Origin of the sequence: Virgibacillus sp. MG-45, assembly GCF_036409425.1 — a bacterium.
In the GTDB taxonomy this organism is placed as follows: domain Bacteria; phylum Bacillota; class Bacilli; order Bacillales; family Amphibacillaceae; genus LDC-1.
The window spans coordinates 268,711-294,867 of sequence record NZ_JAXOFU010000001.1 but is presented as its reverse complement, the minus strand read 5'-3'; the positions used below and the strand labels follow the sequence as shown (position 1 = coordinate 294,867).

At 38.1% G+C, this 26,157-nt stretch carries 31 protein-coding genes; 13 read left to right on the top strand and 18 right to left on the bottom strand.

Annotated elements, in window-relative coordinates:
* Nucleotides 1-58: 58 nt before the first annotated feature.
* Complete coding sequence (addB, locus tag SPK86_RS01590; RefSeq protein WP_330948542.1) at nt 59-3,559, top strand: helicase-exonuclease AddAB subunit AddB; 3,501 nt, start codon at nt 59-61, stop codon at nt 3,557-3,559.
* Nucleotides 3,553-7,281: a helicase-exonuclease AddAB subunit AddA gene (gene addA, locus SPK86_RS01585; RefSeq protein WP_330948541.1), complete on the top strand. Its 3,729-nt coding sequence runs from the start codon at nt 3,553-3,555 to the stop codon at nt 7,279-7,281. The genes addB and addA overlap by 7 nt, the downstream gene beginning before the upstream one ends.
* A gap of 495 nt (nt 7,282-7,776) precedes the next feature.
* On the opposite strand, the gene SPK86_RS01580 is transcribed toward addA, so the two are convergent.
* The 8 genes from SPK86_RS01580 to SPK86_RS01545 form a co-directional block, all read right to left on the bottom strand.
* Nucleotides 7,777-7,983: a DUF1657 domain-containing protein gene (locus SPK86_RS01580; protein ID WP_284139461.1), complete on the bottom strand. Its 207-nt coding sequence runs from the start codon at nt 7,981-7,983 to the stop codon at nt 7,777-7,779.
* Between the two features lie 101 nt (nt 7,984-8,084).
* Nucleotides 8,085-8,303: a spore germination protein gene (locus SPK86_RS01575; protein WP_284139460.1), complete on the bottom strand. Its 219-nt coding sequence runs from the start codon at nt 8,301-8,303 to the stop codon at nt 8,085-8,087.
* A gap of 68 nt (nt 8,304-8,371) precedes the next feature.
* The gene (locus tag SPK86_RS01570) at nt 8,372-8,752 is read right to left on the bottom strand and encodes a spore germination protein GerPE (RefSeq protein ID WP_284139459.1); all 381 of its coding nucleotides are present in this window, start codon (nt 8,750-8,752) and stop codon (nt 8,372-8,374) included.
* A gap of 11 nt (nt 8,753-8,763) precedes the next feature.
* The gene (locus SPK86_RS01565; RefSeq protein ID WP_284139458.1) at nt 8,764-8,940 is read right to left on the bottom strand and encodes a spore gernimation protein GerPD; all 177 of its coding nucleotides are present in this window, start codon (nt 8,938-8,940) and stop codon (nt 8,764-8,766) included.
* Nucleotides 8,937-9,512, bottom strand: a complete 576-nt coding sequence (gene gerPC, locus SPK86_RS01560) for a spore germination protein GerPC (protein WP_284139457.1) — start codon at nt 9,510-9,512, stop codon at nt 8,937-8,939. Before gerPC ends, SPK86_RS01565 begins: the two co-directional genes overlap by 4 nt.
* Before the next feature lie 68 nt (nt 9,513-9,580).
* On the bottom strand, nt 9,581-9,790 hold the full coding sequence (locus SPK86_RS01555) for a spore germination protein GerPB (RefSeq protein WP_284139456.1): 210 nt from the start codon (nt 9,788-9,790) through the stop codon (nt 9,581-9,583).
* A 5-nt stretch (nt 9,791-9,795) separates the two neighbouring features.
* On the bottom strand, nt 9,796-10,017 hold the full coding sequence (locus SPK86_RS01550) for a spore germination protein (protein ID WP_284139455.1): 222 nt from the start codon (nt 10,015-10,017) through the stop codon (nt 9,796-9,798).
* 147 nt (nt 10,018-10,164) lie between these two features.
* Nucleotides 10,165-11,361, bottom strand: a complete 1,197-nt coding sequence (locus SPK86_RS01545) for an ornithine--oxo-acid transaminase (protein ID WP_330948540.1) — start codon at nt 11,359-11,361, stop codon at nt 10,165-10,167.
* 187 nt (nt 11,362-11,548) lie between these two features.
* On the opposite strand from SPK86_RS01545, the gene SPK86_RS01540 reads away from it, so the two are divergent.
* Together SPK86_RS01540 and SPK86_RS01535 are read left to right on the top strand one after the other, a co-directional pair.
* Complete coding sequence (locus SPK86_RS01540) at nt 11,549-11,920, top strand: YisL family protein (RefSeq protein WP_330948539.1); 372 nt, start codon at nt 11,549-11,551, stop codon at nt 11,918-11,920.
* Between the two features lie 147 nt (nt 11,921-12,067).
* Nucleotides 12,068-13,591 (top strand): alpha-amylase family glycosyl hydrolase, encoded by a 1,524-nt coding sequence (locus SPK86_RS01535; RefSeq protein WP_330948538.1) that lies wholly within the window; start codon nt 12,068-12,070, stop codon nt 13,589-13,591.
* Between the two features lie 50 nt (nt 13,592-13,641).
* Here the strand turns inward: SPK86_RS01535 and yppF are convergent, their stop codons facing one another.
* The 3 genes from yppF to SPK86_RS01520 form a co-directional block, all read right to left on the bottom strand.
* Nucleotides 13,642-13,836: a YppF family protein gene (yppF, locus tag SPK86_RS01530; RefSeq protein WP_284139451.1), complete on the bottom strand. Its 195-nt coding sequence runs from the start codon at nt 13,834-13,836 to the stop codon at nt 13,642-13,644.
* A gap of 86 nt (nt 13,837-13,922) precedes the next feature.
* Entirely contained in the window at nt 13,923-16,136 is a 2,214-nt protein-coding gene (locus SPK86_RS01525) for a beta-propeller domain-containing protein (protein ID WP_330948537.1), read from the bottom strand.
* 168 nt (nt 16,137-16,304) lie between these two features.
* The gene (locus tag SPK86_RS01520; protein WP_284139449.1) at nt 16,305-17,165 is read right to left on the bottom strand and encodes a DegV family protein; all 861 of its coding nucleotides are present in this window, start codon (nt 17,163-17,165) and stop codon (nt 16,305-16,307) included.
* Nucleotides 17,166-17,300: 135 nt separating this feature from the next.
* On the opposite strand from SPK86_RS01520, the gene SPK86_RS01515 reads away from it, so the two are divergent.
* The gene (locus tag SPK86_RS01515; RefSeq protein ID WP_284139448.1) at nt 17,301-18,146 is read left to right on the top strand and encodes a YitT family protein; all 846 of its coding nucleotides are present in this window, start codon (nt 17,301-17,303) and stop codon (nt 18,144-18,146) included.
* Between the two features lie 26 nt (nt 18,147-18,172).
* Entirely contained in the window at nt 18,173-18,604 is a 432-nt protein-coding gene (locus tag SPK86_RS01510; protein ID WP_284139447.1) for a hypothetical protein, read from the top strand.
* An 86-nt stretch (nt 18,605-18,690) separates the two neighbouring features.
* Here SPK86_RS01510 and SPK86_RS01505 read toward each other — a convergent pair whose 3' ends face one another.
* From SPK86_RS01505 to SPK86_RS01490, 4 genes are all read right to left on the bottom strand, one after another.
* Entirely contained in the window at nt 18,691-18,954 is a 264-nt protein-coding gene (locus SPK86_RS01505) for a NifU N-terminal domain-containing protein (protein WP_284139446.1), read from the bottom strand.
* Nucleotides 18,955-19,177: 223 nt separating this feature from the next.
* The gene (locus tag SPK86_RS01500) at nt 19,178-19,372 is read right to left on the bottom strand and encodes a DUF3813 domain-containing protein (RefSeq protein ID WP_284139445.1); all 195 of its coding nucleotides are present in this window, start codon (nt 19,370-19,372) and stop codon (nt 19,178-19,180) included.
* Between the two features lies 1 nt (nt 19,373).
* Nucleotides 19,374-19,526, bottom strand: a complete 153-nt coding sequence (locus SPK86_RS01495; RefSeq protein WP_284139654.1) for a hypothetical protein — start codon at nt 19,524-19,526, stop codon at nt 19,374-19,376.
* A gap of 134 nt (nt 19,527-19,660) precedes the next feature.
* Nucleotides 19,661-20,497 (bottom strand): Cof-type HAD-IIB family hydrolase, encoded by an 837-nt coding sequence (locus SPK86_RS01490; RefSeq protein WP_330948536.1) that lies wholly within the window; start codon nt 20,495-20,497, stop codon nt 19,661-19,663.
* A 129-nt stretch (nt 20,498-20,626) separates the two neighbouring features.
* On the opposite strand from SPK86_RS01490, the gene SPK86_RS01485 reads away from it, so the two are divergent.
* Genes SPK86_RS01485 through moaD form a run of 5 tightly spaced genes read left to right on the top strand, consistent with a single transcriptional unit; the run spans nt 20,627 to nt 23,094 of the window.
* Complete coding sequence (locus tag SPK86_RS01485; protein ID WP_330948535.1) at nt 20,627-21,424, top strand: prolyl oligopeptidase family serine peptidase; 798 nt, start codon at nt 20,627-20,629, stop codon at nt 21,422-21,424.
* 44 nt (nt 21,425-21,468) lie between these two features.
* Nucleotides 21,469-21,780, top strand: coding sequence for a metal-sulfur cluster assembly factor (locus tag SPK86_RS01480; protein WP_284139442.1), 312 nt, complete (start codon nt 21,469-21,471; stop codon nt 21,778-21,780).
* Nucleotides 21,781-21,828: 48 nt separating this feature from the next.
* On the top strand, nt 21,829-22,392 hold the full coding sequence (gene mobB, locus SPK86_RS01475) for a molybdopterin-guanine dinucleotide biosynthesis protein B (protein WP_330948534.1): 564 nt from the start codon (nt 21,829-21,831) through the stop codon (nt 22,390-22,392).
* 2 nt (nt 22,393-22,394) lie between these two features.
* Nucleotides 22,395-22,868 (top strand): molybdenum cofactor biosynthesis protein MoaE, encoded by a 474-nt coding sequence (locus SPK86_RS01470; RefSeq protein ID WP_284139440.1) that lies wholly within the window; start codon nt 22,395-22,397, stop codon nt 22,866-22,868.
* Nucleotides 22,861-23,094: a molybdopterin converting factor subunit 1 gene (moaD, locus tag SPK86_RS01465; protein WP_284139439.1), complete on the top strand. Its 234-nt coding sequence runs from the start codon at nt 22,861-22,863 to the stop codon at nt 23,092-23,094. The genes SPK86_RS01470 and moaD overlap by 8 nt, the downstream gene beginning before the upstream one ends.
* Nucleotides 23,095-23,167: 73 nt before the next feature.
* Here moaD and SPK86_RS01460 read toward each other — a convergent pair whose 3' ends face one another.
* Together SPK86_RS01460 and SPK86_RS01455 are read right to left on the bottom strand one after the other, a co-directional pair.
* A complete protein-coding gene (locus SPK86_RS01460) occupies nt 23,168-23,461 on the bottom strand; it encodes a hypothetical protein (protein WP_330948533.1) in 294 nt (97 codons plus the stop codon).
* A 189-nt stretch (nt 23,462-23,650) separates the two neighbouring features.
* Nucleotides 23,651-24,469: an undecaprenyl-diphosphate phosphatase gene (locus SPK86_RS01455; protein ID WP_284139437.1), complete on the bottom strand. Its 819-nt coding sequence runs from the start codon at nt 24,467-24,469 to the stop codon at nt 23,651-23,653.
* A 158-nt stretch (nt 24,470-24,627) separates the two neighbouring features.
* Between SPK86_RS01455 and SPK86_RS01450 the strand changes: the two genes are divergently transcribed.
* Entirely contained in the window at nt 24,628-24,975 is a 348-nt protein-coding gene (locus SPK86_RS01450) for a hypothetical protein (RefSeq protein WP_330948532.1), read from the top strand.
* Nucleotides 24,976-25,137: 162 nt separating this feature from the next.
* Here SPK86_RS01450 and SPK86_RS01445 read toward each other — a convergent pair whose 3' ends face one another.
* A complete protein-coding gene (locus tag SPK86_RS01445) occupies nt 25,138-25,317 on the bottom strand; it encodes a YjzD family protein (protein WP_284139435.1) in 180 nt (59 codons plus the stop codon).
* A gap of 156 nt (nt 25,318-25,473) precedes the next feature.
* On the opposite strand from SPK86_RS01445, the gene SPK86_RS01440 reads away from it, so the two are divergent.
* Complete coding sequence (locus SPK86_RS01440; RefSeq protein ID WP_330948531.1) at nt 25,474-26,088, top strand: hypothetical protein; 615 nt, start codon at nt 25,474-25,476, stop codon at nt 26,086-26,088.
* The last annotated feature ends 69 nt before the right edge of the window (nt 26,089-26,157 follow it).

Sequence of the window (26,157 nt, the reverse complement as noted above, 5' to 3'; positions counted from 1 at the left end):
TAAAATAAGAGGATAGAAGCTTTTGCTATATAGCATGTTGTTTAAGGAGGGAATAACAATGGGACTCCGTTTTATTATAGGACGGGCCGGTTCTGGAATAAGTGAGCAGTGTATGCAAGAAATAAAGCAGGAATCACGTCACAATCCTCAAGGTCCTCCTATTTTTTATATCGTGCCGGATCAGATGACGTTTCAACAGGAATATGCTTTGTTTCAAGATGCTGATTTTCAAGGAAGTATTCGCGCACAGGTTGTTAGCTTCTCCCGTCTAGCATGGCGTGTTCTCCAGGAAACAGGAGGGGGGACAAGGCAGTTTATTAGCTCTATTGGTATTCAAATGATGCTTCGAAAAATCATTGAAGAAAAGCAAGGCGACTGGCAAGTATTTCAGAAGGCATTGGAAAAGCAAGGCTTTTTGAGCCAAATGGAGAAAATGATTACCGAATTCAAGCGGTATCAAGTTACCCCAGAGCTTATTCAACAGCAAATGGAGCAAATTAATCGCTTTACCCATAAAGAGCCAGGCGAAGAAGCGTTAGCAAAAAAACTAGCTGATTTGCTTTATATATATGAAAAGCTTGCCATTGCTTTGCAAGACACGTATATCGATAGTGAAGACCAGCTGCAATTATTAGCGGAAAAAATAACGGAAGCACGTTTTTTAGAAGGAGCAACAATTTATTTGGATGGCTTCCATCGATTTACTCCTACAGAGCTTTATGTTGTAGAAGCTTTGTTGAAGAAATGCAGCAATGTAACGATGACGCTTGTAGTCGATGATCCAGAAAATGAAACATCATCAGATCTTGATTTGTTTTATCAAACAACGGAAACGTATCATACATTAAAGGCACTTGCACAAGAACTCGCCATTGAAATCGAAGAAACAATGGAATTAACTCCCCAAGAAGCGAGGTTTCAAGACCGCCCTGCTTTTGCTCATTTAGAGGCGCATTTTGATACACGACCTGCACCAGAGTTTAGTCAGGAAGCACCGATTAACATTGCAGAAGCAGTACATCCGCGAGCAGAAGTAGAGGGAGTTGCGCAAGAAATTCTCCAGCTTGTCCGTGAAGAAGGCTATCGTTATCGCGACATTGCCGTGTTTATAAGACAAACGGATACATATCACGATCTCATTGCAACGATATTTAGTGATTACGATATTCCTGTTTTTATCGATGAGAAGCGTTCGATGTTAAATCACTCCCTTATCGAATTAATTCGATCGGTGCTAGAGGTTGTGGAAGGAAATTGGCGCTATGATTCCGTATTTCGTGTGTTGAAAACAGGATATATCCCAGCGGCAGATACAGAGTATCCATTAACCAATGATGCGATTGATGAGCTCGAAAACTATGTATTGGAATATGGAATTCGTTCTCGTAATCAATGGTATGCCAAGGAAGGGTGGATTTTTCAACGCTTTCGAGGCTTTGACAAGGCAGCGCAAACCAATGCAGAAAAGGAAATGGAATTAAAGCTAAATAAATATCGGGAGCAGGTTATCGATGCACTCCAAGCTTTTGATGAACAAATAAGGAAAGCAAAAACGATTCGTGCACGTTGTGAGGCCATTTTTGGATTGTTAGAACGGATGGATGTGTCGCAAACATTAGAGAAAATGCGGACCCATTATGATGAAAGTGGTCAGCTTGAAAAAGGAAGAGAGCAGGAGCAGGTTTGGAATGCTATTATGCAGCTTTTTGATGAAATTGTTGAGATTGCTGGGGAAGAAGAGATGGATTTATTAACATTTCGTTCCATGCTTGAAGCCGGTTTTGAATCATTAACATTTGCGCACGTCCCACCAAGCATAGACCATGTTATTGTAGGTACAGTAGATCGATCAAGAGTAAGTGATATTAAATGCTCATTTTTGCTTGGTGTGAATGATGGCGTATGGCCACTAAAGCCACCATCAGATAGTGTAATTAATGAACAAGAGCGCGAATTGTTAGCGATTCATGGGTTAAAGCTTGCTGATACAAGCAAGCGACAATTATTGGATGATTGGTTTTATATGTATCTCGTATTCACAGCTGCGCAGGACAAGCTTTGGATTAGTTATCCTTTAAGTGATGAAGAAGGAAAAGCAAAAATGCCCTCACAGCTTATTCATCGAATGGAGGATTTGTTTCCACATGCACGAATGCATTCATTATTACAAGAGCCTGATGAGTTGTATGAAGCAGAACGGTTTATTACAACACCAGTAAAAACACGTGCAGCACTGACTGCTCAATTGGCAAGAAACCAAAAAGGGTATCCAATGAAGCCAATTTGGCTAGATGTATTAAATTGGTATATCGAAAATCATGACCGCAATGGAACGACCCACACCATTTTGCAAAGTCTTTTTTATGACAATAAACCTATTAACCTATCAACACAAACGGTAGAAAAATTATATCCTAAACAAGTAAAGGCAAGTGTATCTCGCTTAGAGACCTATTATCGCTGTTCTTATCAGCATTTTGCCAAATATAGCTTAGGATTAAACGAACGCAAGACGTATAAGTTAGATGCACCAGATATCGGACAATTATTTCATGAAGCATTAAAGCTTATTACAGAATGGGTGAATAAAGATGGAGGAGATTATGCGCAGCTAACAAAGCAGGATGCAGGTGGATACGCTCAAAAAGCAGTCCGACAGCTAGCACCTGTTCTTCAGCATCAGATTTTGCATAGCTCTAATCGCTACCAGTATATTCAGGAAAAGCTACAGGAAGTAATTGCACGCGCTGCATTTGTACTAAGTGAACAAGCAAGACAAAGTCACTTTTCACCAGTAGGATTAGAGCTTGGCTTTGGTACGAAGGACACGGATTTATCGCCAATGACCTTACAGCTACCAAATGGATTTGAATTGATGTTACGTGGACGTATCGATCGCGTTGATAAAGCGCTCGAAGGAGAAGAGCTCTACTTACGAATTATTGATTATAAATCAAGTGCAAAGGGATTAAATCTGTTAGAGGTTTATTATGGCTTAGCATTACAAATGCTCGCTTATCTTGATGTTGTATTAACGAATTCCGAGAAATGGCTCGGAGCAAAGGCAAGCCCAGCTGGCGTGCTTTATTTTCATGTTCATAATCCATTTATTAATGGATCAAGAGACTTGTCAGAGGATCAAATAGATCGGGAAATATTTAAAAAGTATAAAATGCAAGGGCTGCTAATGGCTGACGAACAAATGGTACGATCAATGGATACGTCGCTTGAATCAGGAATGAGTACGATTATTCCTGCAGGTGTAAAAAAGAATGGTGGATTTTACAGTAGCTCGAGGGTAGCAGACGAGCAAACATTTACGATGCTACAGCAGCATATTCATCATTTGATGGTACAGGCAGGAATCGATATGACTTCTGGCGGTGTAGCACTCAATCCATATCAGCATAAGCAAAAGACAGCATGTACGTTTTGTCCATTTTTATCTGTTTGTCAATTTGATCCAATGCTTCCGAATAACAACTACCGAAAATTGCAGGACATGAAGGATGACGATGTACTTGAGCGGATTAGCAGAGAGGAGGATGGAGCATGGTAAAGTGGACACCAGAGCAGGAAAAAGCGATATATACAGAAGGAAGTGATGTGTTAGTCGCAGCAGCAGCAGGCTCTGGAAAAACAGCTGTACTTGTAGAGCGAATCATTCAAAAGCTGTTAAATAAGCAGAACCCTGTCGACATTGATGCATTATTAGTCGTTACATTTACGAATGCCGCCGCACAAGAAATGCGGACACGTGTTGGTTTGGCACTAGAAAAAGCATTAGCAGAAGACCCTACATCGATCCATTTGAAAAAACAGCTTTCTTTGCTTCAGCGGGCATCAATATCAACCTTACATTCCTTTTGTTTAGATATTGTTCGCCAGTATGCATATTTGCTTGATATCGATCCTGGCTTTCGAATTGCGAATGATATGGAAGCAGATTTAATGCAGCAGGAAGTTCTCGATGAATTATTTGAAGCATGGTATGGAGGAGAAGACGTTAATCAAGCACAATTCTTTTCTGTTGTAGACCGCTTTTCTAGTGATCGTAGTGATGCAGATGTAGAGGATTTAATACTGAAATTGTACACGTTTGCGATGCAAAATCCTTCTCCTGAAAAATGGTTAGACGAGCTTGGGAACATGTACCAAATTCCAGCAGAGTGGAAGGAAAGTGACCTCGCTTGGTTGGAAATCATGAAACGGGAAGTGGTTAATCAGCTAGAAGCGATGGAACAGGAGATGCAGCTTGCAAGGTCAATTGTGCTTGCAAGTGATGGTCCATATCAATACGGGGATACCATTGATGCAGATATGGCGATGCTAGAACAGGCATTTCATTCCACTACATCCTGGGAAGCGATGCAAGCATTCTTTTCTAGTACTAGCTTTACAAAGCTTTCCAGTAAAAAGGCAGATTGTGATGAAGAAAAAAAAGAAAAAGTAAAAACAATTCGAAATAGCTATAAAAAGCGTTGGAATGATATGAAGCAGGACTGGTTTAGTCGAAATCTTGAGAGTCATGTAGCAGATATGCGTGAGCTTGCGCCTGTTATCAATCAATTGACCGCTTTAGTAAAAGCATTTAAAAACCGTTTTACAGAACGTAAAAAAGAAAATGCTGTGGTTGATTTTTCTGATTTAGAGCACTACTGCTTACAGCTGCTTATTGATGAAACATCAACAGACGAGCAGTTTTTCGCCTCTTCTGTTGCGAAAAGCTTGCAAAGTCAATACAGTGAGTTATTGGTAGATGAATACCAGGACACTAATTTAGTTCAAGAGACGATTTTAAAGCTAATTAGTGATCAGGTAGGAGCAGGCAACATGTTTATGGTAGGAGACGTAAAGCAGAGTATTTACAGGTTCCGCCATGCTGATCCATCTTTGTTTATTCATAAATATAAACAATTCGCCAAGCCGAATACTTCAGGCAGACGAATTGATCTCGCAAGTAATTTTCGAAGCAGGGAGCATGTATTAGTAGGTGCAAATTATATTTTTAGACAAATTTTTGATGAAAAACTTGGTGACATTGAATATGACGAAGCAGCAGAACTAATTTACGCAAATAAAATGTATGATTCGCTTGAAGCGACAGAACCGAATCCAGAGCTTATTATAATTGATCGTGAACAAGCAGAAGAAAGTGATGAGCAGACAGAAGGTTCGGAGGATTATGCTGATTTGGCTAAAGCGGAGTTGGAAGCCCGTGTATATGCACAAAAGATAAAAAAATGGATCGGACAAGATGAGGAGAAAAGCTTGCAAATTGTCGATAAAGCTACCCAAGCAAAGCGTGATGTTCAATACCGTGATATTGTTATTTTGCTTCGTTCCATGACATGGGCACCAATTATCACGGATGAACTAAAGAAGCAGGGCATTCCTGTATATGCAGAATTGTCAACTGGCTACTTTGAAGCGATAGAAATCAAGGTAATGATTAGCCTGCTGAAGGTCATCGATAATCCACGTCAAGATATTCCCTTAGCCTCTATTCTAAAGTCGCCGATTGTTCGCATGGATGAAGAGGAAATGGCTGCAATTAGACTAGCAAATCAACGTGAAGCTTATTATGATGCGTTATTGGCGTATTCAAAGCAGAACAATAATGAAACAGCAGCAAAGGCTAATGAGTTTTTAACGCAGTTAGCGCATTTTCGATTAGAAGCAAGACAAGGTGCTTTGTCTGAATTAATTTGGAGAATTTATCGTGAAACAGGCTATTATGATTTTGTTGGTGGTATGCCTGGTGGTAGACAGCGGCAAGCAAATTTGCGTGCACTTTATGATCGAGCACGGAGCTATGAAACAACTTCGTTTCGTGGGTTGTTCCGCTTCCTTCGATTTATTGAGCGAATGGAGGAAAGAGGAGATGACCTTGGAGCTGCTCGCGCATTAAGTGAGCAAGAGGATGTCGTACGAATTATGACCATCCATAAAAGTAAAGGGCTTGAGTTTCCAATTGTTATTTTAGGTGCAATGGATAAACAATTTAATTTGCAGGATTTAAGAGCACGATATATGCTGCATAAGGATCTTGGATTTGCTAGTAAATATATTGATCCAGTTAAGCGGATCACATATCCTACCTTGTTTTATCATGCGATGCAAAAAGAACAGCTTCGAGAGCTGCTTGCAGAAGAAATGCGCGTTCTATATGTTGCGCTAACTCGGGCAAAAGAAAAACTCGTGATGGTAGGTAATGTTGCTTCCTTTGAAAAGAAACAGGAAAAGTGGCAAAAGGTTCTTGACCATGCAGAGTGGGTATTACCTGCCCATTACCGTCTTGATTCGAAGACATATTTAGACTGGGTTGGTCCTGCACTTATTCGGCATGAAAATACATCTTCTTTGCGCACTGAAGTACTAGGGGATGCGGTACTAGAGGAAATTAAAGTAGATCCTTCGAATTGGGATATTACGGTAATCCATGGAAGCGAGCTCGTTAACGTTAAAAATACGATTGGTAAAGAGGATGCGTTGTTAAAAGAGCGTATTATCGAATGGAAACCGCAGGACTCGGAGGACGAGGAAAGAAAAGCTTTCGTAAATAAACGTCTTTCTTTTCACTATCCGTTTGAAGAAGCAGCGCGCTCACGAGCAAAGCAAACCGTGACTGAGATTAAAAGACAACGGCAATTAAAGGATGATTATAGTGCGGATCAACTTGTACAGCCTTATAAAGCGCCGATTGTACGTAGGCCAGCGTTTATGAAAAAGGAAAAAACGATGTCAGCTGCTGAAAAAGGAACTGCAATGCATGCAGTTATGCAGCATATTCCATTTGAACATGAAATGACAGCAGCTGAAATTGAACTATTTATTGAACGTTTAGTAGAGCGGGAAATTCTCAGGAAAGAAGAAGCGGAAGTTGTAGATATTGCAGCAATCGGGCGATTTTTCAAAACAGAAATTGCTGCTTATATGATAAAGCAAAAGAAGCTATATCGAGAGGTTCCGTTTAGCCTGACGCTTCCTGCAAAAGAAGTGTATGCATCGTGGGATAGTAATATAGAGGAGCAGGTTCTTCTACAAGGGGTGCTTGATTGTGTTATTCCCAAAGAGGATGGCTGGATAATTTTAGACTATAAAACGGATACCATTAATGGGGAAATTACAGAACAGGTCGTTCATGAGCTTACAAAACGCTATGCCGTGCAAATGGAGCTTTATCGAACGGCGATTGAACGAATTTGGAGGCAACCAGTAAAGGAAACTTATTTATACTTTTTTTCTAAAGAATTACTTGTAAACGTACCAAAAGAATAAGGCCAAGACAAGTTTAGCATTTGTATCAATTAGGGCCACCGCAAATTAGGAATGGGTTAGCTTATGCGGGTCCGACCTCAACTAACATGGGAAAGATAATACGCTTTATCGTGTGGATCTTTCGACGTACAGGACGTAGCGATTTTAGTCTGCGTTCCCCTGTTGCTGTTCCCACAGGACAAGGAACGCTTCGGCAGCGATACATCACACGCAGAAAAAGCGTTTTTCCTTTTCAAGGAGTCTCTGTACATCTGGCTTTCACGCGAATGATATTCTGCATGCTAGGTTTTCGTATAAAGGTTATAAAAAGCACTCCTCTAAGCTTTTGGTAGTCTAGATTAGCTACCAATATGCAAGATTTGAGGAGTGCTTCTTTTTTGTGTTTTGAAACCTTTGCTCTATAAGGAATAGGTTTTACGAATTTCACTAAATAAAAAGGTTTTTTGTTTCAGCCCGTCTCTATAAAGCTAGACAGGTTGTCCTACGTCTTCATTGCTATTGCTGTTTAAATTGGGGTTCCTCGGATTGAATGTATTGTAGTCTGGCATTAAGATTATCTAGTATCGTTTGTTGTTGCTGTGCCATGTTTTGAAACATTTGCTTTGCATTTTGATCTTCCGTTTCTAAAGAAAAGCTATTCAAGCTAGCTAGCACACTTTGGCAGCTTGATATCGCTTGTTGCATTTGTGTACCTACTGTCATATTATCACCTCCATATTTTATGTTTTCCCATTAACTTCGAAATATGATAGATATTTCAAATGCAAACAGAGTGTTTCCATGTTGAAAGGGAAAACACTCTGTTATGCATTTGCGGTTACATTTTGATCTGTTGCATCAGGATCAAATGGATTTGTGGAGCTTACTCCAGTGTTAGTACAAATAAAATCCCCGGTGTTTAGTGAACCAGAACCTGTATTTGTTTTGGAATTGCTTTTTGGAGATAAATAAAAGGAATCCCCAAAATTTACTACCCCTCCGCCAACACTATTTATTTTAACGGGTCCAACAATAGATGGCATGGAAAACACCTTCTAATGGTAAGTTTAGTTCATAATATGACTAGTACATGCTACTTGTGTAGGTCAACTTATCGGTTTGTTCCTGGAAGTTTACGAATGTGCTTTATTCTCGATTCGGAGTCAATGATATCTAAATTTCCGATTTGGGTAATTCCAGACTGACTTATCCCGGTAATATTTATATCCTGTACATTGATCGTGTTTTTATGGTTTGTCGTTTTAAGATGAACTTCTTTCGGATTGGATAGATTCCATCGTGGTTTCATGCGGAAAAGTGGGAATTGGGCAAAGGTTTCATCCGTCTTATTAGAAAAAACGGCAAAGGGCTGTTGTATAGCAATTGCCTTTGATCGTGGTTGTGCAATTCCGGAGTCGCCAATATTAAACATGCCGGAAAAAATGATAGATGTAATTTCAATATGTTTCACTCGTGACGTGCGTATTCCCATATAACCCCTCCTTATACAGCAGCCAGAGGAACGACAGAGCCAATAATATAGGATTCAGGTGGAGTATCAAAAAAAGATGAAAGTGTAATTTCTTCGTTATCTCCAATTAAAAAGACAGAAGAGGAGGTAACTACTTTAACCTGCACATTCTGTACATTAAGATCCCAATTGTGTACTTCTAGATTCATTTTTCTTCTCCCTCACTATTCGTTGATTGCATATGCTTTCTTAATGAATTTAAAATTTCTTGCTTGATTTTTTCACAGGTGAAGTCGTAATCATCCAGTTCTTGCCCTGCGAGGTGTTTCTTTTTCGCTTCTGATTCGTAAAATTCAATTCGTTGAGGAAGCTGTTTTTCAATGTCTTGTAATATAAGCGTTAAATAAGCCTCATCAATGGGCTTTTGATATTCGTCTGCAAGACTACGAATTAAATTTGGACAGCTGTGATGTAAGTAATTGGTGAGATCGGCTAGCGCTCTTCGTTTCCATTCGTCCTCCTGGTTTGCTTCTGGAATATTCAATTCGTCTATATTTGCAAGATCATTTGGGGATAAACCAATATGCAATGTTCCATCTAGCTTTTCTATTTTCAGCTGATCAAAGTGATATTCAATTTTTTCAACGTTATTTCTATTTTTCATTTTTAAGCTAGTGGATAATTGATCGACACGTTCCTCTAACGCTTGCATACGTTCATTTTGCGCTTGATAAGCTTGCTGTAATTGGTATAAATAATTGTTCCAATCATGATAGTTCATAAAAGCTCCCCCTTCATAATTCATAGGCGAATGTCTACTTTAGCGTATGCATAAGCAGGAAAAATGTGCTATTGCCCTGTAGGAGAGAGAGGGATGACAGGGGATACGCCCTCTACGTATGGGACAGGTTCTGCCAATTCGGTATACCCGCCTGTATTATAAGTGTCTGATCTTGATTGAATGCTTCCAGAGGTGCCAATTTGAAAAACAGACGAGTTCATAACAGCTCCAACTTTTATGGTATTAATAGTAATGGATTGATAAATGGTTAAATCCATGTGATTCACCTCGTTGATGTAATCGTTTGATCCAGTTGATCTGGATCATTCACCTGCGTATAGGAGTTAGCAAGATTAATATGTGTTCCATCTCCTGTATTGAAAGAGCCTCCACCAGCGTATGTTTTGGCAGTGCTTTCTGGCGCCATGGAATATACATCACCAATATTAAAAATACTTGATCCGGATACATTGATTACTTTAACTGCACCTACAATCGCTGGCATATGGAACCCTCCTCATCATTATTTTATGTTAATCATTTATATTGTTGATTATTTCAAGGAGAAGAAACATAATGATTCGGTGAATGAAAAGGGAAAGAGAAAAGGCTGAATATGAGAATTCACCTCTCGTTATTCAGCCTTTACGTATTATCCTTCTAGGATTGCTTTAATGTGATCTAACGCCCAATCTAAATCATTTTTTTCAATGGTTAAAGGTGGAGCAAAGCGAATGACATTTTCATGGGTTTCTTTACATAGAAGTCCTCTTTCTTTTAATCGTTCACAGTAAGGACGTGCCGATTCTGTTAATTCCACGCCAATGAATAGTCCTTTTCCTCTTACTTCTTTGATGGTCGGATTAGATATTTTTCTTAATTCTTCCATCATGTATTGGCCGAGCTCTAACGAACGATCTGCCAAATTTTCATAAAGCAATACATCAATCGCTGCAATGGAGACAGCACATGCTAACGGATTTCCGCCAAACGTAGAGCCATGTGATCCTGGATTAAATACGCCCAAAATGTCTCTGTTGGCGACAATACAAGATATCGGCATGACTCCACCGCCAAGCGCTTTTCCGAGGATTAATATATCAGGTGATACATCTTCCCAATCACAGGCAAACATTTTTCCACTTCGACAAAGTCCGGCCTGAATCTCATCAGCGATATAAAGGACATTATTTTGTTGACAAACGTCAAACGCTTCTTTTAAGAAACCTTCAGGTGGCAGCACAATTCCTGCTTCTCCTTGTATAGGTTCAAATAGAAAACCAGCCGTATTTTCATTAATAGCAGCCTTTAATGCTTCAATATCTCCATAAGGAATTAGCTTTATTCCAGGAAGCATTGGACCGAATCCGCGTTTGTACTCTTTTTCAGAGGATAATGACACAGCGGTCATTGTGCGCCCATGGAAGTTGCCTTCACATGCAATGATTTCTGCTTTATTCTCGGTAATACCTTTGACATCATAGCCCCATCGACGAGCAGCCTTGATAGCAGTTTCCACTGCTTCGGCTCCTGTGTTCATTGGTAAAGCCATTTCCTTATTTGTTAATTTGCAAATTTTTTCATACCACGGACCGAGTTGATCGTTATGAAATGCACGGGAAGTTAGTGTAACACGGTCAGCTTGTTTTTTTAATGCCTCAATTATTTTTGGGTGCCGATGTCCCTGGTTTACAGCTGAATATGCGCTTAGCATATCCATATAGCGATTTCCCTCAGGATCCTCTACCCAAACGCCATCTGCTTTTGCAACAACAATCGGCAATGGGTGATAATTTTTTGCGCCAAATGCTTCTGTTTGATGAATGACTTCTTGACTTGTTTGTCTCATTTTACCCCTCCCATATCTATGAAACCCTTTGAATCATTAAAATATTCTATAAAATGATTATAACAGTAATTCAATTTTCTTTAAATGCTCGATAGCTAATGGTAGGAATTTAGATGAAATACGTGGTATGATTATTACTATGAAGATAGGAAATACTTAATAGGTTAGGAAATAGGAGGAAATTTTGATGAATACGCATTTACATGTAACAGCTTGGGTGCTTGCGTTTATTTTGTTTATTGTTACTATTGTGCTTCGCAAGCAGGGGAAAGCGAAGGGCGCTAAAATTGTGCAAATGATTCTACGACTAGATTATTTATTAATTTTATATTCTGGTGGAGATCTTCTTGCAGGGTATTTCAGTGCAAAAGGTGCAATATTAGGGGAAGCAATTGTAAAAGGCTTAGCAGGTGTATGGATCATAGCAGCGATGGAAATGGTCAGTATGAAGCTAGCAAAAGGAAGGTCTACCAAAGGAGCATGGATACAGCTTATCATTGCTACAATAATTACATTAATACTTGGCTTTGGCCGTCTTCCTTTTGGATTCCTGCCATAAGAAACAACTTCACTATCAGAAGTGAATAAAAAAGGATAAGGGTCTGGCTATTTTTTGCCAGACCCTTTCCTGTGTAATGGTGTTCCTATTGACGAATCAAGCTTAATAAGAGAACCACTTGTCGTAATTATTATTGGGGGTATAAGAATGAAAAAGCATTTTATATATATTCTGTTAGTGCCATTACTTTTTTATTGTCTTCCTCTTGGTCATGCGAGTGCGGCTGATGACGCATCAAATCAAGTTATTTATGATATTTTAGTTGATCGTTTTAATAATGCAGATCAATCAAATCATGAACAAGTAAACCTTGAAAATCCGTTGGCCTATCATGGTGGAGATATTGAAGGGATTACACAAAAGCTGGATGAAATTAAAGAGTTAGGCTTTACAATGCTTTCCTTGTCACCGATTATGGCAAACACTCAAAATGGCTACCATGGCTATTGGATCGAAAATTTTTATGAAGTGGAAGAGCAGTTCGGTACAATGGATGACTTGCGGCAGCTTGTGGATGAAGCACATAAACGAGAAATGAAGGTTTTACTCGAATTTGTTCCAAATTATGTTTCAAAACAAAGTCCACTTGCTACAGATCCCGCAAAGGCAGATTGGATTGTTCCTAATGAAACGGTAACTGTGGATGCTGCACCATGGCTTTCGGAAGTAGCTGTATTAAATCAGCAGAACGAAGCGGTCCAAGCTTACTTATTGGATGCTGCACAATATTGGATGGATGAAGCAAATGTGGATGGTTTAAGACTTTATGGAGTAGATGAGGCACAGCCTGCTTTTTTGGAAAGATTTACTGCAGAGCTCAAAGAAAATAATCCAGCAATGCTTTTAACTGCAACAGTGCTTGGAGATAATACACCAGCGTATTTACTCGAGAATGATGCCATAGATCTTTTAGAAAATCGTGCATACAATCGTACAATCACCAATATTTTTTCAAATCCAGATCAGCCCGTAAAGGATGCATACGAAGCATGGAATTCTAGCGGATCGAAATCAACAGGACTTCTTCAGATAGATACACCGTTTACACCGAGATTCACGCAACAATTTGCAGAGCAAGGAAGAAATTCTGTAACAGCCTGGAAGCTAGCATTAACGTACTTATATACTACTCCTGGTGTGCCGAGTATGTATCAAGGCTCGGAAATTCCGATGTATGGGGGAGCATATCCGGATAATCAACGACTTGTTGATTTTAATAGTGGTGATTCAGAATTAAAGGAGTTTTATACTCGAATTTCTGCACTAAGAAATGAATTTCCTGCTTTAAGAAAAGGAGATTATAAGCTAGTGGGATCTGATAAGGGAATGAGTGTCTTCTCACGTTCCTACGAAAATGAAACCATTTATATTGCCATTAACAATGATAGTGAATCACGGGTTGTTTCGATTGATGGAGTCACTTCAGGAAAGCAGCTTCGAGGCTTGCTTGGAGATAATATTACGCGTGAAGGGGATAATGGCGCATATAAAATTGGGTTGGATCGTGAAACAGCTGAAGTGTATACGATAGAAGAGGATAAAGGGCTTAATTGGCTATTTATCGCACCAATTCTGCTTGTGTTTTTCCTTTTTATAGGAGCTGTACTTTATTTAAGTAAAAAACAGAAAAAGCGTTCCATGGAGCAAGCCTGGAACAATAATAAGGCATAAACAATAAGCATACCACTAAATACGGTGGTATGCTTATTTTCACTCGACTTTTAAGAAGAATATTCGTATTCGTGTGCGGAAATAGCACCTCGCCCAGCTAAGTATCCATAAAGCCTGCGATACTCACTAATATCAATTTCACCAAAAATATACTTTTTTTGATAGAAGTCTAATAAATCATTCATGCTTTCAGGCAGTTGGTTGCGTTCAGCTTCAAAAGTAGTGATTAATTTGTTAATTAACATAGAATTCTCCTTCATCGTGTAGTGGGATAATCGACTCACTAAAATATATGAAGGAGAATAACGGTTCATGCTATTTTCTTTTTACATCAAAATCCAGATTGCTCTGGGAATGTTACTTTTGCAGTTGTTTTTTCCTTTTTTAAATTATATATCTGCATTCCATCCATGGAAAACGTATAAAGCATATCTCCAATCGAAACGGCTCGTTGAATTTGGGATTCCCATCGTTCATGGGAAATGTTTTTGGGCTGGTGTGATATCGATCCCTTTAAGACAATACCTTTCGTTGGTGAAATCTCATAGAGAAATAATCCTTGATATAAAAATTGTTGTTCTTCATAGACTGCTTCTCCTTTTTGAACCCGTTTCGTTTCAAAAAGCGTTGCAGGAATGCCGAACAAATCTTTTGTAGGATGTTTAAATAAGGCATTATGATCCGTATTTATTTCCGAATAAGAATGGCCTTGCCCTAATATTTCATTTGATTGCTCTACTGGTTTCGCAGGATTAGTTATATCGAATAGAGATATTTTTAACCCATCTATCCGAACCTGTGGATCACCATTTCCTTCTTTAACAAGCTTTGTTTGCTGTCCAAATCCAATAAGATGCTGCTTGCCTAATGGGTGTAAATAATCACTAAAACCTGGGATTTTAAGTTCTCCTAATACGGTCGGTTTTTTCGGGTTTTTAAGGTCTATGACAAATAGTGGATCCACTTGTTTAAAAGTTACCATATAAGCAACATTCTCCATGAAGCGCACACTATATATACGTTCTCCTTTCGCAAGGCCTTTGATAGAACCAAGCGGCTGTAATTGAAGATCAAACGTATACATATTATTGGTAGAAGGTTTTTCCCCAGCTCCTATCTCGTTTTCTGTCGTTGCCACGCGAAATGTTTTATTCCGTTCATCCATAGAAAAGGAGTTAATTAGACTACCTGGAACGGTAGTAGAAGCATTATATTGTACTCCTTGCTTCTGGATTTTAAATTGGACAATCTCTGTATTGCTGACAGTGGAAGGTAGAACTGCTTTTTCGTTTGATGAAGCAGCTGCTTTTGGTTGTTCATACTTGATGACCGTCGTATATAAATGTTTTTTTGACATGTATATATGATCAGAAGAACCAAGATAACTTTCGATGACAGCCTCCTTTGTAAGATTACTTAAGTTAATCGCTGCAATGACCATAAAGTTACCATCCTTGCTATCCGGAAAAAAGTACATGTTCTCAAAATCAAGTGGCCCGCTATCCTCTCCTTTTGCACTATCTTTTATAAATGGTCGTGGATCGATCGTTTCATTTTCCATTATGTGAAAGGGAGGTCGTTCATTGGCAATGATATAAAGCTGATCATCCATTTTTCGGGAAGCGGAAATAGTGCCTTCAAGGGATACTTCACGTATTCGCTTTGGCTTTGATGCATGAGATAAGTCGTATAAATAGATCGTTGTTTGGCTTGAATAAGTCGGATAGATGGCAATATCCCTTTTAGCTTCTGAGGAAGAAGCTTCTTTTTCCTCTTGGATAACTTCTCTCATAGGTTCATGCTTATAGCCGATACTAATTAAGAGGTTGTCATGGAGATAGATTTCCTCAGGTGTAAAGTTCTTTTCGGAAATCGTTGTCACTTGCTGCTCATTTGAGGCTGAAGCAATTACAATATCTCTTTCACGCGAAAAATAAATATATTCTCCATCTGTTTTTATGCGATCGCCTTCATCGATGCCAGCGACCTGTACATTGGTAGATGAAACTGCTGCTTCTTCTCCGGCACTTTCATTGACAGCTTTACTATCCTCCATCTCCATACTGAATAATTCATTTTCTCCTGTCTGATTCATGCGTTCCTTTAGCAATGTCATTAGCTGTGCTTTATCCTTAATTTTTTGGAGAGATTCCCCGGCTTGAAAAGTGTGTGAAAAGGCTCGTGCAAGCGTTTTTCCAGCTGTGGTTTGCACATCTTCTGTAATTTCAATGGAATAATTCGTATTAAGTTCATATCCGTTTTTTGGAGCGACAATTGTGACTGTTGTATAGTCATGGTTCCATTTGAGAGATATATCAATTTTTTCTCCTTGCTCATTTTTTACAAAAAGATTGTCTTTTGTAAATGAAGCAGGATCCATCTTTTGATTAAAGTGAATCTGCCAATTTTTATCCTGTAACACATAGCTAGAAGGAGATGCTAGTTCTGCTATTGGCTGGATAAAAAATGTTCTATATAAGAAAATTCCCGTAGCAATAAGTGCCATACAAATTGGTATCACAATAAAAAGTGTTCGTTTCATCATTTACCCACCTTGTTTGTTTTTTATTAGTAAGACGACGAATGTGAATGTATTGTTTCATTTTGAAGGGATATAACCTATTGCAGAAGGGAAGAAGTCGTTTTACAATGCAGTATTTTCTCAAGCAAAAAACGGAACAGGCAAACTTGTGCTTGTTCCGCTTTACTCGTATTATTTAGAATTTGAATTAAGAAAAAAGAGTGCGAGTGTTCCTGGTCCTGAATGAGCACCAACGGCAGAACCAACCATTTCGATGACAAAATCTTTACAACCGAATTTATCCTGAATCATGCTTGCTAATTGCTCTGCTCTATCAAGGTCATCACCGTGACTTATTCCGATTGTCTGTTCTTTCAGATTAACCCCACGTTCCTCCATAATCTCAAGCATTCGTCCAAGAAGCTTTTTGGAGCCACGAATTTTTTCAAGTGGAATTAATTTTCCTTCTTCTACATGAAGAATCGGTTTGATCTTTAACAAGGAGCCTACAAATGCTGCTGTTTTACTAACACGTCCACCACGATATAAATATTCAAGATCATCGACAGTAAAAATATGCTCCATGTGTGTTGCATGAAAAGCTGCCCTTGTTAATACTTCATCAAGACTTGCTCCGCCTTGTGCGAGCTTTGCGGCTTCTAATACTACTAAGCCGTACCCAATTGATGCACATTTTGTATCGACTACATGGATTGGAGCGTCTGGATATGTTTCTTTTACTTCCTGTTCCATCATTTTTGCTGTTTGGTATGTACCTGATAACTCAGATGAAAAGGCCAAATACACTAAGACTTGATTTGTTTTGGCATAAGATGTAAAAATAGTCTTAAACGTTTGTGGAGATACTTGGGAAGTTTTTGCGCTTTTTCCTTCGCGCATCGCATCATATACCTTCTTAGGTGAAATGGTTTTTCCATCCTCATAATCGTTTTCATCCAAATGCACGGTAAGTGGTACCATTTCAATGTTATATTCGTTATACTGTTTTTCTGTTAAGTCACAGGCAGAATCAGCAAGAATCTTTATTGCCATACTTTCACCTTCATTTCATATATCATATTACTAACAGTTTATAGCTTGATTGCTGTTTAGTCAAAGTGTAATTAATAATATTTTCAAAAATGGAAAAATAAACTTAGGAATTTGATTCCAACAGAGGAGGCTGTCATGTTTTTAGTTGAAGCCAAGCGAATGGTTATTGTAATTTTCGGTGCCTTTTTAAATTCAATTGCCTTGAACTTCTTTTTAATTGGTGCAAATGTTTATGCAAGCGGGTTTACTGGAGCGGCACAGCTTGTTTCCAGTGTGTTTAAAGATTTTCTTGGGGTTGGAATAAGTACAGGTATTTTATTACTTTTGTTTAACATCCCAGTCGCGATTCTCGGCTGGTTGAAGGTAGGTAGAGGCTTTACGATTTACAGTGTTGTGTCTGTTATTTTTACGTCGATTTTTTTAGCGATATTACCGGTATTAACGATATCAGATGACATTTTACTTAATGCTGTATTTGGCGGTGTGATTGCTGGAACTGGTGTTGGGATAACGTTAAAGCTAGGTGCATCAACTGGTGGAATGGATATCGTAGCAATGGTCCTATCGAGAATGAAGGATAGGCCGATTGGTATCTATTTTCTTTCCTTAAATGCAATTATTATAGCATTAGCTGGAATATTGTACGAGCCTGAAAATGCATTATATACACTCGTTGCACTCTATGTTACAACACGTGTAATCGATGCAATTCATACGCGTCATGAAAAAGTTACGGCAATGATTATTACACGAAAAGCAGAAGAGTTACAGCTTGCGATTCATAAAAAAATGGTTCGTGGGATTACCATCGTTCCTGCTAAAGGAGCGTACTCTAATGAAAATAAAAATATGCTCTACTTAGTCATAACCCGTTATGAATTATATGATTTAGAAAAAATTATTAAAGAAATTGATCCGAATGCATTTACAAATATCGTCGAAACAGCAGGAATATTTGGCTTTTTTAGAAGGGAAGCATAACTATAGAAGATAGGGGAAGAGCGTATATGAGATATATTGTATTTTTACTTCTTGCTTTTAGTTTAATCGCATGTAGTAATAGTGAAAACCCGAAGAATAACGAGCAAGAATCAAATATAAAGACAGCTTCTGAAGCACAAGAACAAGAGGTTGCCGCTAATTTCCGTAATGTAGAGGTGCGGATTACGGGTGGAAAAATTGAAATGGTAGGGGAAGCTAAAGGAAAAAACATTGATTTTTTTTATGAAATGAAGCAAGGAAAAGCGGTAGTGAAAAAGGAATCACGTATTCCGTTCGATACGGAAGAGGGATGGAAGAAGTTTACAATACAACAGGATATTACGGAAGATATGAAAGAAAATGAAGATCCAGTTGTGATTATTACTGCCTATGGAAAGACGAGCTCAGGTGAAAAAGTAAATCCGAATTATATTCCAGTTGACCTGTCCTATCGATAACGGTATAAAACAACAACGTTCCGTGTCTTTCCTTCTAAGAAGGATTTCAAGGAACGTTGTTTAAGCGTACAGCTTTATGTAAAGTATTAATAGCCGTGTTTCTCGAAAACTTCCATTACATTAGGAGTAAGCGTCTCCCATGCAGCATCCATATCTTTGTTTACGGTAATAAAATTTTGATAGCCAAATACATTGGCAACCCCGTCAAGCTTCATTAAGTCATTCATAATTTCATGTTCACTTGTATCACCAGGCATTACTGAAATACTATTCGTTCCTTCAAAAATTAATGTATCCGTCGTAAATTTTAGTGCATTCGGATTTGGTGTGGATTCCGCACGTACACTCATTTTTATTCCTCCTCATCTTTCATATGTACTTACATAGTAGCAGAAATTGAGGAAAGAAAAAAGGATAAGCATGAAACAAAGGATGCTCTATCTTAGAGCATCCTTTGTATGTTAGCTGCTTGCAGCAATCCCTTTTCATCCTGTATAAATGAATTGGTAATTGCCATCACAGACGGAGTGCGTTCGGGAAATTCCCAAAGGACTTACGGCAATGTGATGGAGGTTAGCTTAGTTGTTGTTGCTCAAGCTGCTGTTCTAGTTGCTGCAAATGTTGTTTTTCTTCTGGTGTACAATCATTGTACGCTGCTTGGATTGCGTTTTTAGCTGCTTGTTTATCCTGTTCATTCGCATTTCCTTGCATATTCATCATTTGCTGAACAGCATTTTTAGCTTGTTGGAATAAGTTATTGTTTTCCAATTTAAAACCCTCCTACATGATGGTCTTCTGCTTCCTCGTGCTTGCGCTCGACATCAGAAAAACGGGAACGGTAAGGAAATCGTTCTGCATGCTTTTTAACAGAATCAGATCCGTATTGAACAAATCGTCTTGATTTACTCTTTTTTCCCATCATAATCCCCCCAGCAAAATGAACGTATTCAACGTTCTTTACTAGTATGATACGGAATAACTGGAATATTGCAGGTAAAATGAGGGAAGGGAAGCAATTAAAAATGGACTCCATTTTGTGGAAGTCCATTTTAAGAATTATATCGCTTTTTCTACATTGATTTTTAAGTATTCTTCTAGAAATTGACCGATACCATCCTGCTCATTCGTGTTTGTCACGTGCTTGGCAACCTTTTTTAGTTCATCAATGGCGTTCCCCATTGCAACACCAACACCAGCATAATCAATCATTTCTAAATCATTATCTTCATCCCCAAAAGCGATAATGCGTTCTTGAGGAATGTTATAATAATGTGCCACTTTTTTTAATCCAACTGCTTTATTCATTCCTTTTTTGACGATTTCAATGATGTTCCATGGTGCTCCCCATTTACGATGCTCAATCATTTCAGCGTGATAGTCGTCTAAATGATTGCGAAGCTCAATAATATGTGATTCCTTCGGGTGAATAAGGAGAGATGTCGGATCATCATTTAGTTTGGTTTTTAAATTTCCTACCGTAAAGTTCGTGTTTGCTGATGCTTGATTAAAGATGCTAATGATTTCGTCATCATATTTGTCTATGTAAACATTATCCTGAACTTCAGCTAGAATATTTTTAACGGATAATTGATGACAGGCATCAACAATACCAAGTGCTGTTCGTTTTGGCATTGGATTATGAAGCGCGTCCCACTTTTTATCTAACGGGTGGTGGATTAATGCGCCATTAAAATTCACCATTGGTGTTTGGAGTCCGAGCTCATGATAGTAACCAATACTTGCGCGATGTGGTCTGCCAGTTGCGATAACAACGACATGTCCTTCTTTCATAGCCTGTAATACAATCTTTTTCGTGCGATCGCTTATTTGTTTTTTGTCTGTTAGAAGTGTTCCATCTAAATCTAATGCAATTAAATGTTTGTTATTTTTCATTTGTTTCACCTCGTATTATTTTAGTGTATTAGTCTTCTCTAAATAAGTAAAGAGCGAATTACTTTGATGTTTATAAAAAAAGATATTAAGATGAATAGTAGAGAGAAACTTAATGAGGAGTTGTGGCGAATGATCGGTATACAAAAATTAAACATCGGTAGCATACCTACCCTTATCATTCAGGATCATACAATGGAAGCAAATCCACTTCCTATTGTTACATACTTTCACGGTTTTACAAGTGCGAAGGAGCAAAATTTACCTTTAGCTTACATGCTTGCAGAAAAAGGATTTCGCGTCCTACTTCCAGATAGTATTCATCACGGCGAGCGTGACAATACATTATCTTCTCAACAAAGACAGCTCGCTTTTTGGAATATTGTGCTTCAAAATCTGCAGGATTTATTGCATATCAAAACATATCTCTCCAGGGAAGGACTTCTATTAGACGAGCGTTTTGGAGTAGCTGGTACGAGCATGGGAGGAATTACGACCTCGGCGGCAATGACACAGTTTCCGTGGATTAAAGCAGCAGCAGTTCTCATGGGAACCCCCCGTATTACAGCTTATGCAAAACAGCTTATGAACCACTTTACGAGCGAAGGTCCATTGCCTATGTCCGAAGAAGCAATCCAACAATTATTTAGAGAATTGGAGCGAATCGATTTATCGCTACAACAAGAAACGCTAGCAAATCGTCCGCTCTTATTTTGGCATGGTGATGCAGATAAGGTTGTTCCTTTTGATCAATCTTATAGTTTTTATCAAGAGGTAAGAGAGCAATATCCGGATCGAAAAAATGTCCGCTTTATAAAAGAAGTGAATCGAGATCATAAAGTTAGTCGTTTTGCAATGCAGGAAACAACTAAATGGTTTGAACATTTTCTGCTCCAAGATAGTAAAGCAAATCATTTAAAAAAAGCATGAAATATGTTTAAATAAGAATATATCGCGTTAGAGGAGGGAAATGCATGGAGGAAGCATTAAAAGAAAATTTAATGGGTGCGCTTGAAAACGTAATTGACCCCGAGCTTGGAATAGATATTGTTAATCTCGGTTTAATATATGATGTAGAATTGGATGCGGCCGGACTCTGTACAGTTACAATGACATTAACCGCAATGGGGTGCCCATTAGCAGGGCATATTGAATCAGATGTTAAACGAGCGCTTTCTGATATTCCAGAAGTAAAGGAAGTAGAAGTTAAAATTGTTTGGAACCCGCCATGGGGGAAAGAAAGAATGTCACGCTACGCAAAAATTGCGCTTGGAATTCCAGACTGATTTTGAAACGAACACGTATTGTTATGAAAAAGAGGGTTGGTTCATCGAATGGATCGGCCTTTTCTTTGTAAAAAAGCAGATAGAGGTAAAGAGATGGGAATGTCGCAAAATACTCTAATAAGTCAAATTGTAGGCTATAAAAACGCAGGAAAAACAACCGTCATGGTGAAATTAATCGAATATCTCTCAAAAAATCAAATAAAAATAGGGACAATTAAGCATCATGGACATGGTGGTAATCCAACACATGTATCGGGGACAGATAGCCATTCACTTATGCTTGCAGGAGCTAAGGTGAGTACAGTGCAAGGAGAAAGCCTTTTGCAATTAAACGCTGAGGCTTCCTTTTCTTTGGAAGAGATTATTGCTTTATATCGTTCTTTTTCATTCGATTTATTGTTAGTGGAAGGCTATAAACAAGCGCATTATCCTAAAATCGTTTTAATTCGAAATGAGGAAGATTTGCAGTTGCTAAGCACACTATCAAATATCGTTGCTGTTGGCTTGCATGCTAACGTCGTTTGTCAGGAACATGACTATTATACATTTGCCTTATCAGAATTAGACGATCACATCCCAATATTGGCAGAATTATGTTTGAGAAAGAGGTAGCTATGGACAAAAATTATTGGATTACAACGGACCCAATTGATGTACAGGCAGCAATAAATCAAGTAGTTCGTCCTGAAGCAGGAGCGATTAGTACATTTATCGGTACAGTAAGAGAATTTACGAAAGATAAGCGAACTTTATACTTAGAATATCAAGCATATGCATCAATGGCAGAAAAAAAGATGCTGCAAATTGGTACCGAAATTGAAGCAAAGTGGAAAGATACACAAACAGCTATTGTTCATCGCATTGGTCGATTAGATATTTCAGATGTAGCTGTTGTTATTGCTGTTTCTACACCGCATCGTAATGATGCATTCGAAGCAAGTCGATATGCTATCGAACGGATCAAAGAAATTGTCCCAATTTGGAAAAAAGAGCATTGGGAGGACGGTACTTCATGGATAGGAGATCAGAAAGAACAAATATCTTATGAGAAGAAGATACCTTCTAAGGAGGAAATGAACAATGGTTGATCTATTATTTTTTGCGGAGCTTCAAGAATCTGTCGGAAAAGAGAAAATCTCGGTAGAAGCAGCGGGGATGACTGTTCAAGAATTGAAAAATACATATCTAAGGAAGTATGATATTCAAAACACGGAAAATGTCATGGTCGCGATCAATGAAGAATATGTGACAGACAATTCCATCTTAGTAGATGGGGATGTTGTCGCATTTATTCCTCCAGTGAGTGGTGGCTAATGGCATCTATTTAACGGTGTATTTAACATAATAAAAACTCTAACTTTGGTACCAGCAAAGTTAGAGTTTTTAGTTAGCTTTCTGTTGAAGTATTTGTATTTCCGTAGCCTAAAAATGCTTTTCCAAGCACAAGCATACTTCCAAATGCAAATAACGTTATCCATAAGGACGGTGTTACGATATGCTGCCCTGCTGTGGCTTGAACGCCAAAATACGTTAATGCTATGATGCTCGTTAGCCAAAAAGCAAAGGATAAGATTGCATCAAAACGTTTTACTCCACTCCACTTTTTCGTTACAAAGTAAAGACATGCCATTAAAAAGTATGAGAATAACGATATAATTGTAATTGATCCAAGAAGTCCCATCTTCCATACCCCCATGTTTATGTTTAAAAAGTGATTAAAAAACTCTAGAAATAATAGTGCTAATAATTGATTCATCTTTATTATAAGAAATGTTCACAAATCTGTAAAGAAATATTAACGATTTAGACACAATTTAAGAAGGAAAAGAAAATCCACCCACTAGGATAGGGGTGGAAAAGCTTAAAAGCATTACATGAAAAGTAGTACCAGCACACCGACAATGAAACAATAAAAAGCAAAATATTTAAGGTTTCCTTTTGCCATGATATTTATAAACCATTTTAACGCAAAGTAAGAAGCGATGATGGAAGCAATGAATGCAAGTAAATAAGGAATCATTAGTGCATCAATGTTCGGATCGTTCACAATATCTCCGATTGATAAAATACCAACACCTAAGCTTACTGGAATATATAATAAAAACGAGAAACGGAGAGCTGTTTCTTGCTTCATTCCAAGCAACATCGCCGCTACGATAGTTGCACCAGATCGACTTATACCTGGAATTAATGCAACAGATTGAGCCAACCCAACTATGAGAGCATCTTTAATGGTAATGTCACCATCATTTTTTCTACCACGTAAATTACGAATAATCCACAAAGCAAGTCCTGTAATGAGTAATGTAATACCAACAGTAGATGCTTTACTAAGATCGCCTATTTTATCCTCAAATAAAATACCAATAATGCCTGTCGGTATCGTTGCTATTACTAATAATAGGATAAAATGAAAATCTCCTTTTGCTTGTTCTTCTCTTGATATAAGATACCTAAACCCATTTTGTATTAATCGGATAATATCGTTCCGATAGATGAGCAGAACAGCAATTAGCGAACCAAAATTAACTAGAATCTCAAAGGAAAGTCCTTTAATATCGAGCATGAATAACTCACGCAAAATAACGAGATGTCCACTTGATGAAATCGGGATTGGTTCGGTAAAACCTTGGATAAGTCCGAGTACAACATATTTAATTATCAACCATAATTCATTTGCTATTTCCATAAAAAAGTAACCTCCTGTTTACATTCTAAAAAGAAAAGATTGAAATATGCGTGCAAGCAGTATTTTGAACAATGTATAAATTGATCACAGCTTCCTCATTTCATCCGTCACCACCATTTGGGCGTTTGAATATCCTAAATGGTGAGGAGGGGTATCATATGAGACATGATCAAAAAAATATATATAAATTGTGTAAGGAGCATATGCATTCCTATGTACTTGTCGAACTGCATGATGGATCGACGTTTAACGGAATAGTAACTGGCTTGGACGAAGAGTATGCTTATTTTGCTGTTCCCATTTCGTATAATGAAACCGATTCACCAATGGTATCAGCTGAAGAAAGTCGTTTTCTCGGCTATGGCTATCCTGGATTTGGTTTTGGGTACCCAGGCTTTTATGGTCCATTCGGTTATGGAGGCTATGGCTTTTACCCACGACGTTTTAGACGATTAATATTACCACTCGCAGCAATCGTAGCGCTTAGTGCATTACCTTGGTATTAACGGAAAAGTAGCTCGTTATGTTATTTCTACGGGAAACAGAACATGCCAAGTAAAAAGGAATGCCAGTATGAATGAAAAACCCTTGCCGTTCATCCCAAGAAGGCAAGGGTTTTCCGTGCATACTTTATGTAAAGCGGTAAAACCGATAGCATATCGGTTCTATTAGTTGCTCTTTTCTTCGCGTAGTACACCTTCACCAAGAATAAAAATGAAGATCGCGAAAATTGCGCCTAAAATAAGCGTGTCTTTTAAAACAAATGGGTTTGCAGCCATACTGGAAAGCACATAGGATAACACGCCACTAATTAACATTGCCCAAATTATTGTCCATATATAACGCATAGGATACACCTCGATTTTCATATTAAAATAATTTAATGAAACGTATATATTCATTTATGCACATGATTCTCATTAATTTTATCAAATGAGTGGAGAAATGAAAAGCATTTCTTCTGAATAAAATTGTTATATGACTTTAAAATAAGGGGGATTTTCATGACAACCTTGGTTATGAATTGCTTTCATTGGATAGGATATCACATTGTAGATCATTTACTCCAACAAGGTGAAAAAGTGTATGGATGCGACCATGTCGATACGGATCAAAAAGATCATTTATCAATGTTTTTTGGTAGAAATGATCAATTTACGTTTTGCAAAACGATAGATGAAAAGCGATATGATGATATTTTTATCATTGAACAACAGAATGAACATCCATTACCGAGTTCGCATAGAGCCGTACGCATTGGAACTAGGGAAATGAAGCAGCTAGATGATCAAATGATAGATATTCATATTCCGTATCTTGTTGGAGAATGGATGCCAATGGCAAATGATGGTGTACGTATAGGAGGAGAATGGATACCCTTCGAGTCCAACCTTTTCATTCAAGAAGCAATATATGTTAAGGATTTCATTCCGATTATGTTACAATGGAAAAATCATACGTTTTTGGAACCAGCACTAACTGTAAGATCTCAACATAGTAAGGATCAAAATAAAAAGCTTGAAAATTCTATCAGTATTCGTGACAATAGACCTAATAATACCATCGTGCGTATTTTAAAGGAGCATTATGAACGTCATTCATGGTATTATCTTCTTTAAGAAGAGATAAGAAAGGCAGCAGTGGAGCCTTATCATGACAAATGACCTGACCTCAAAGAATAGCTAAAT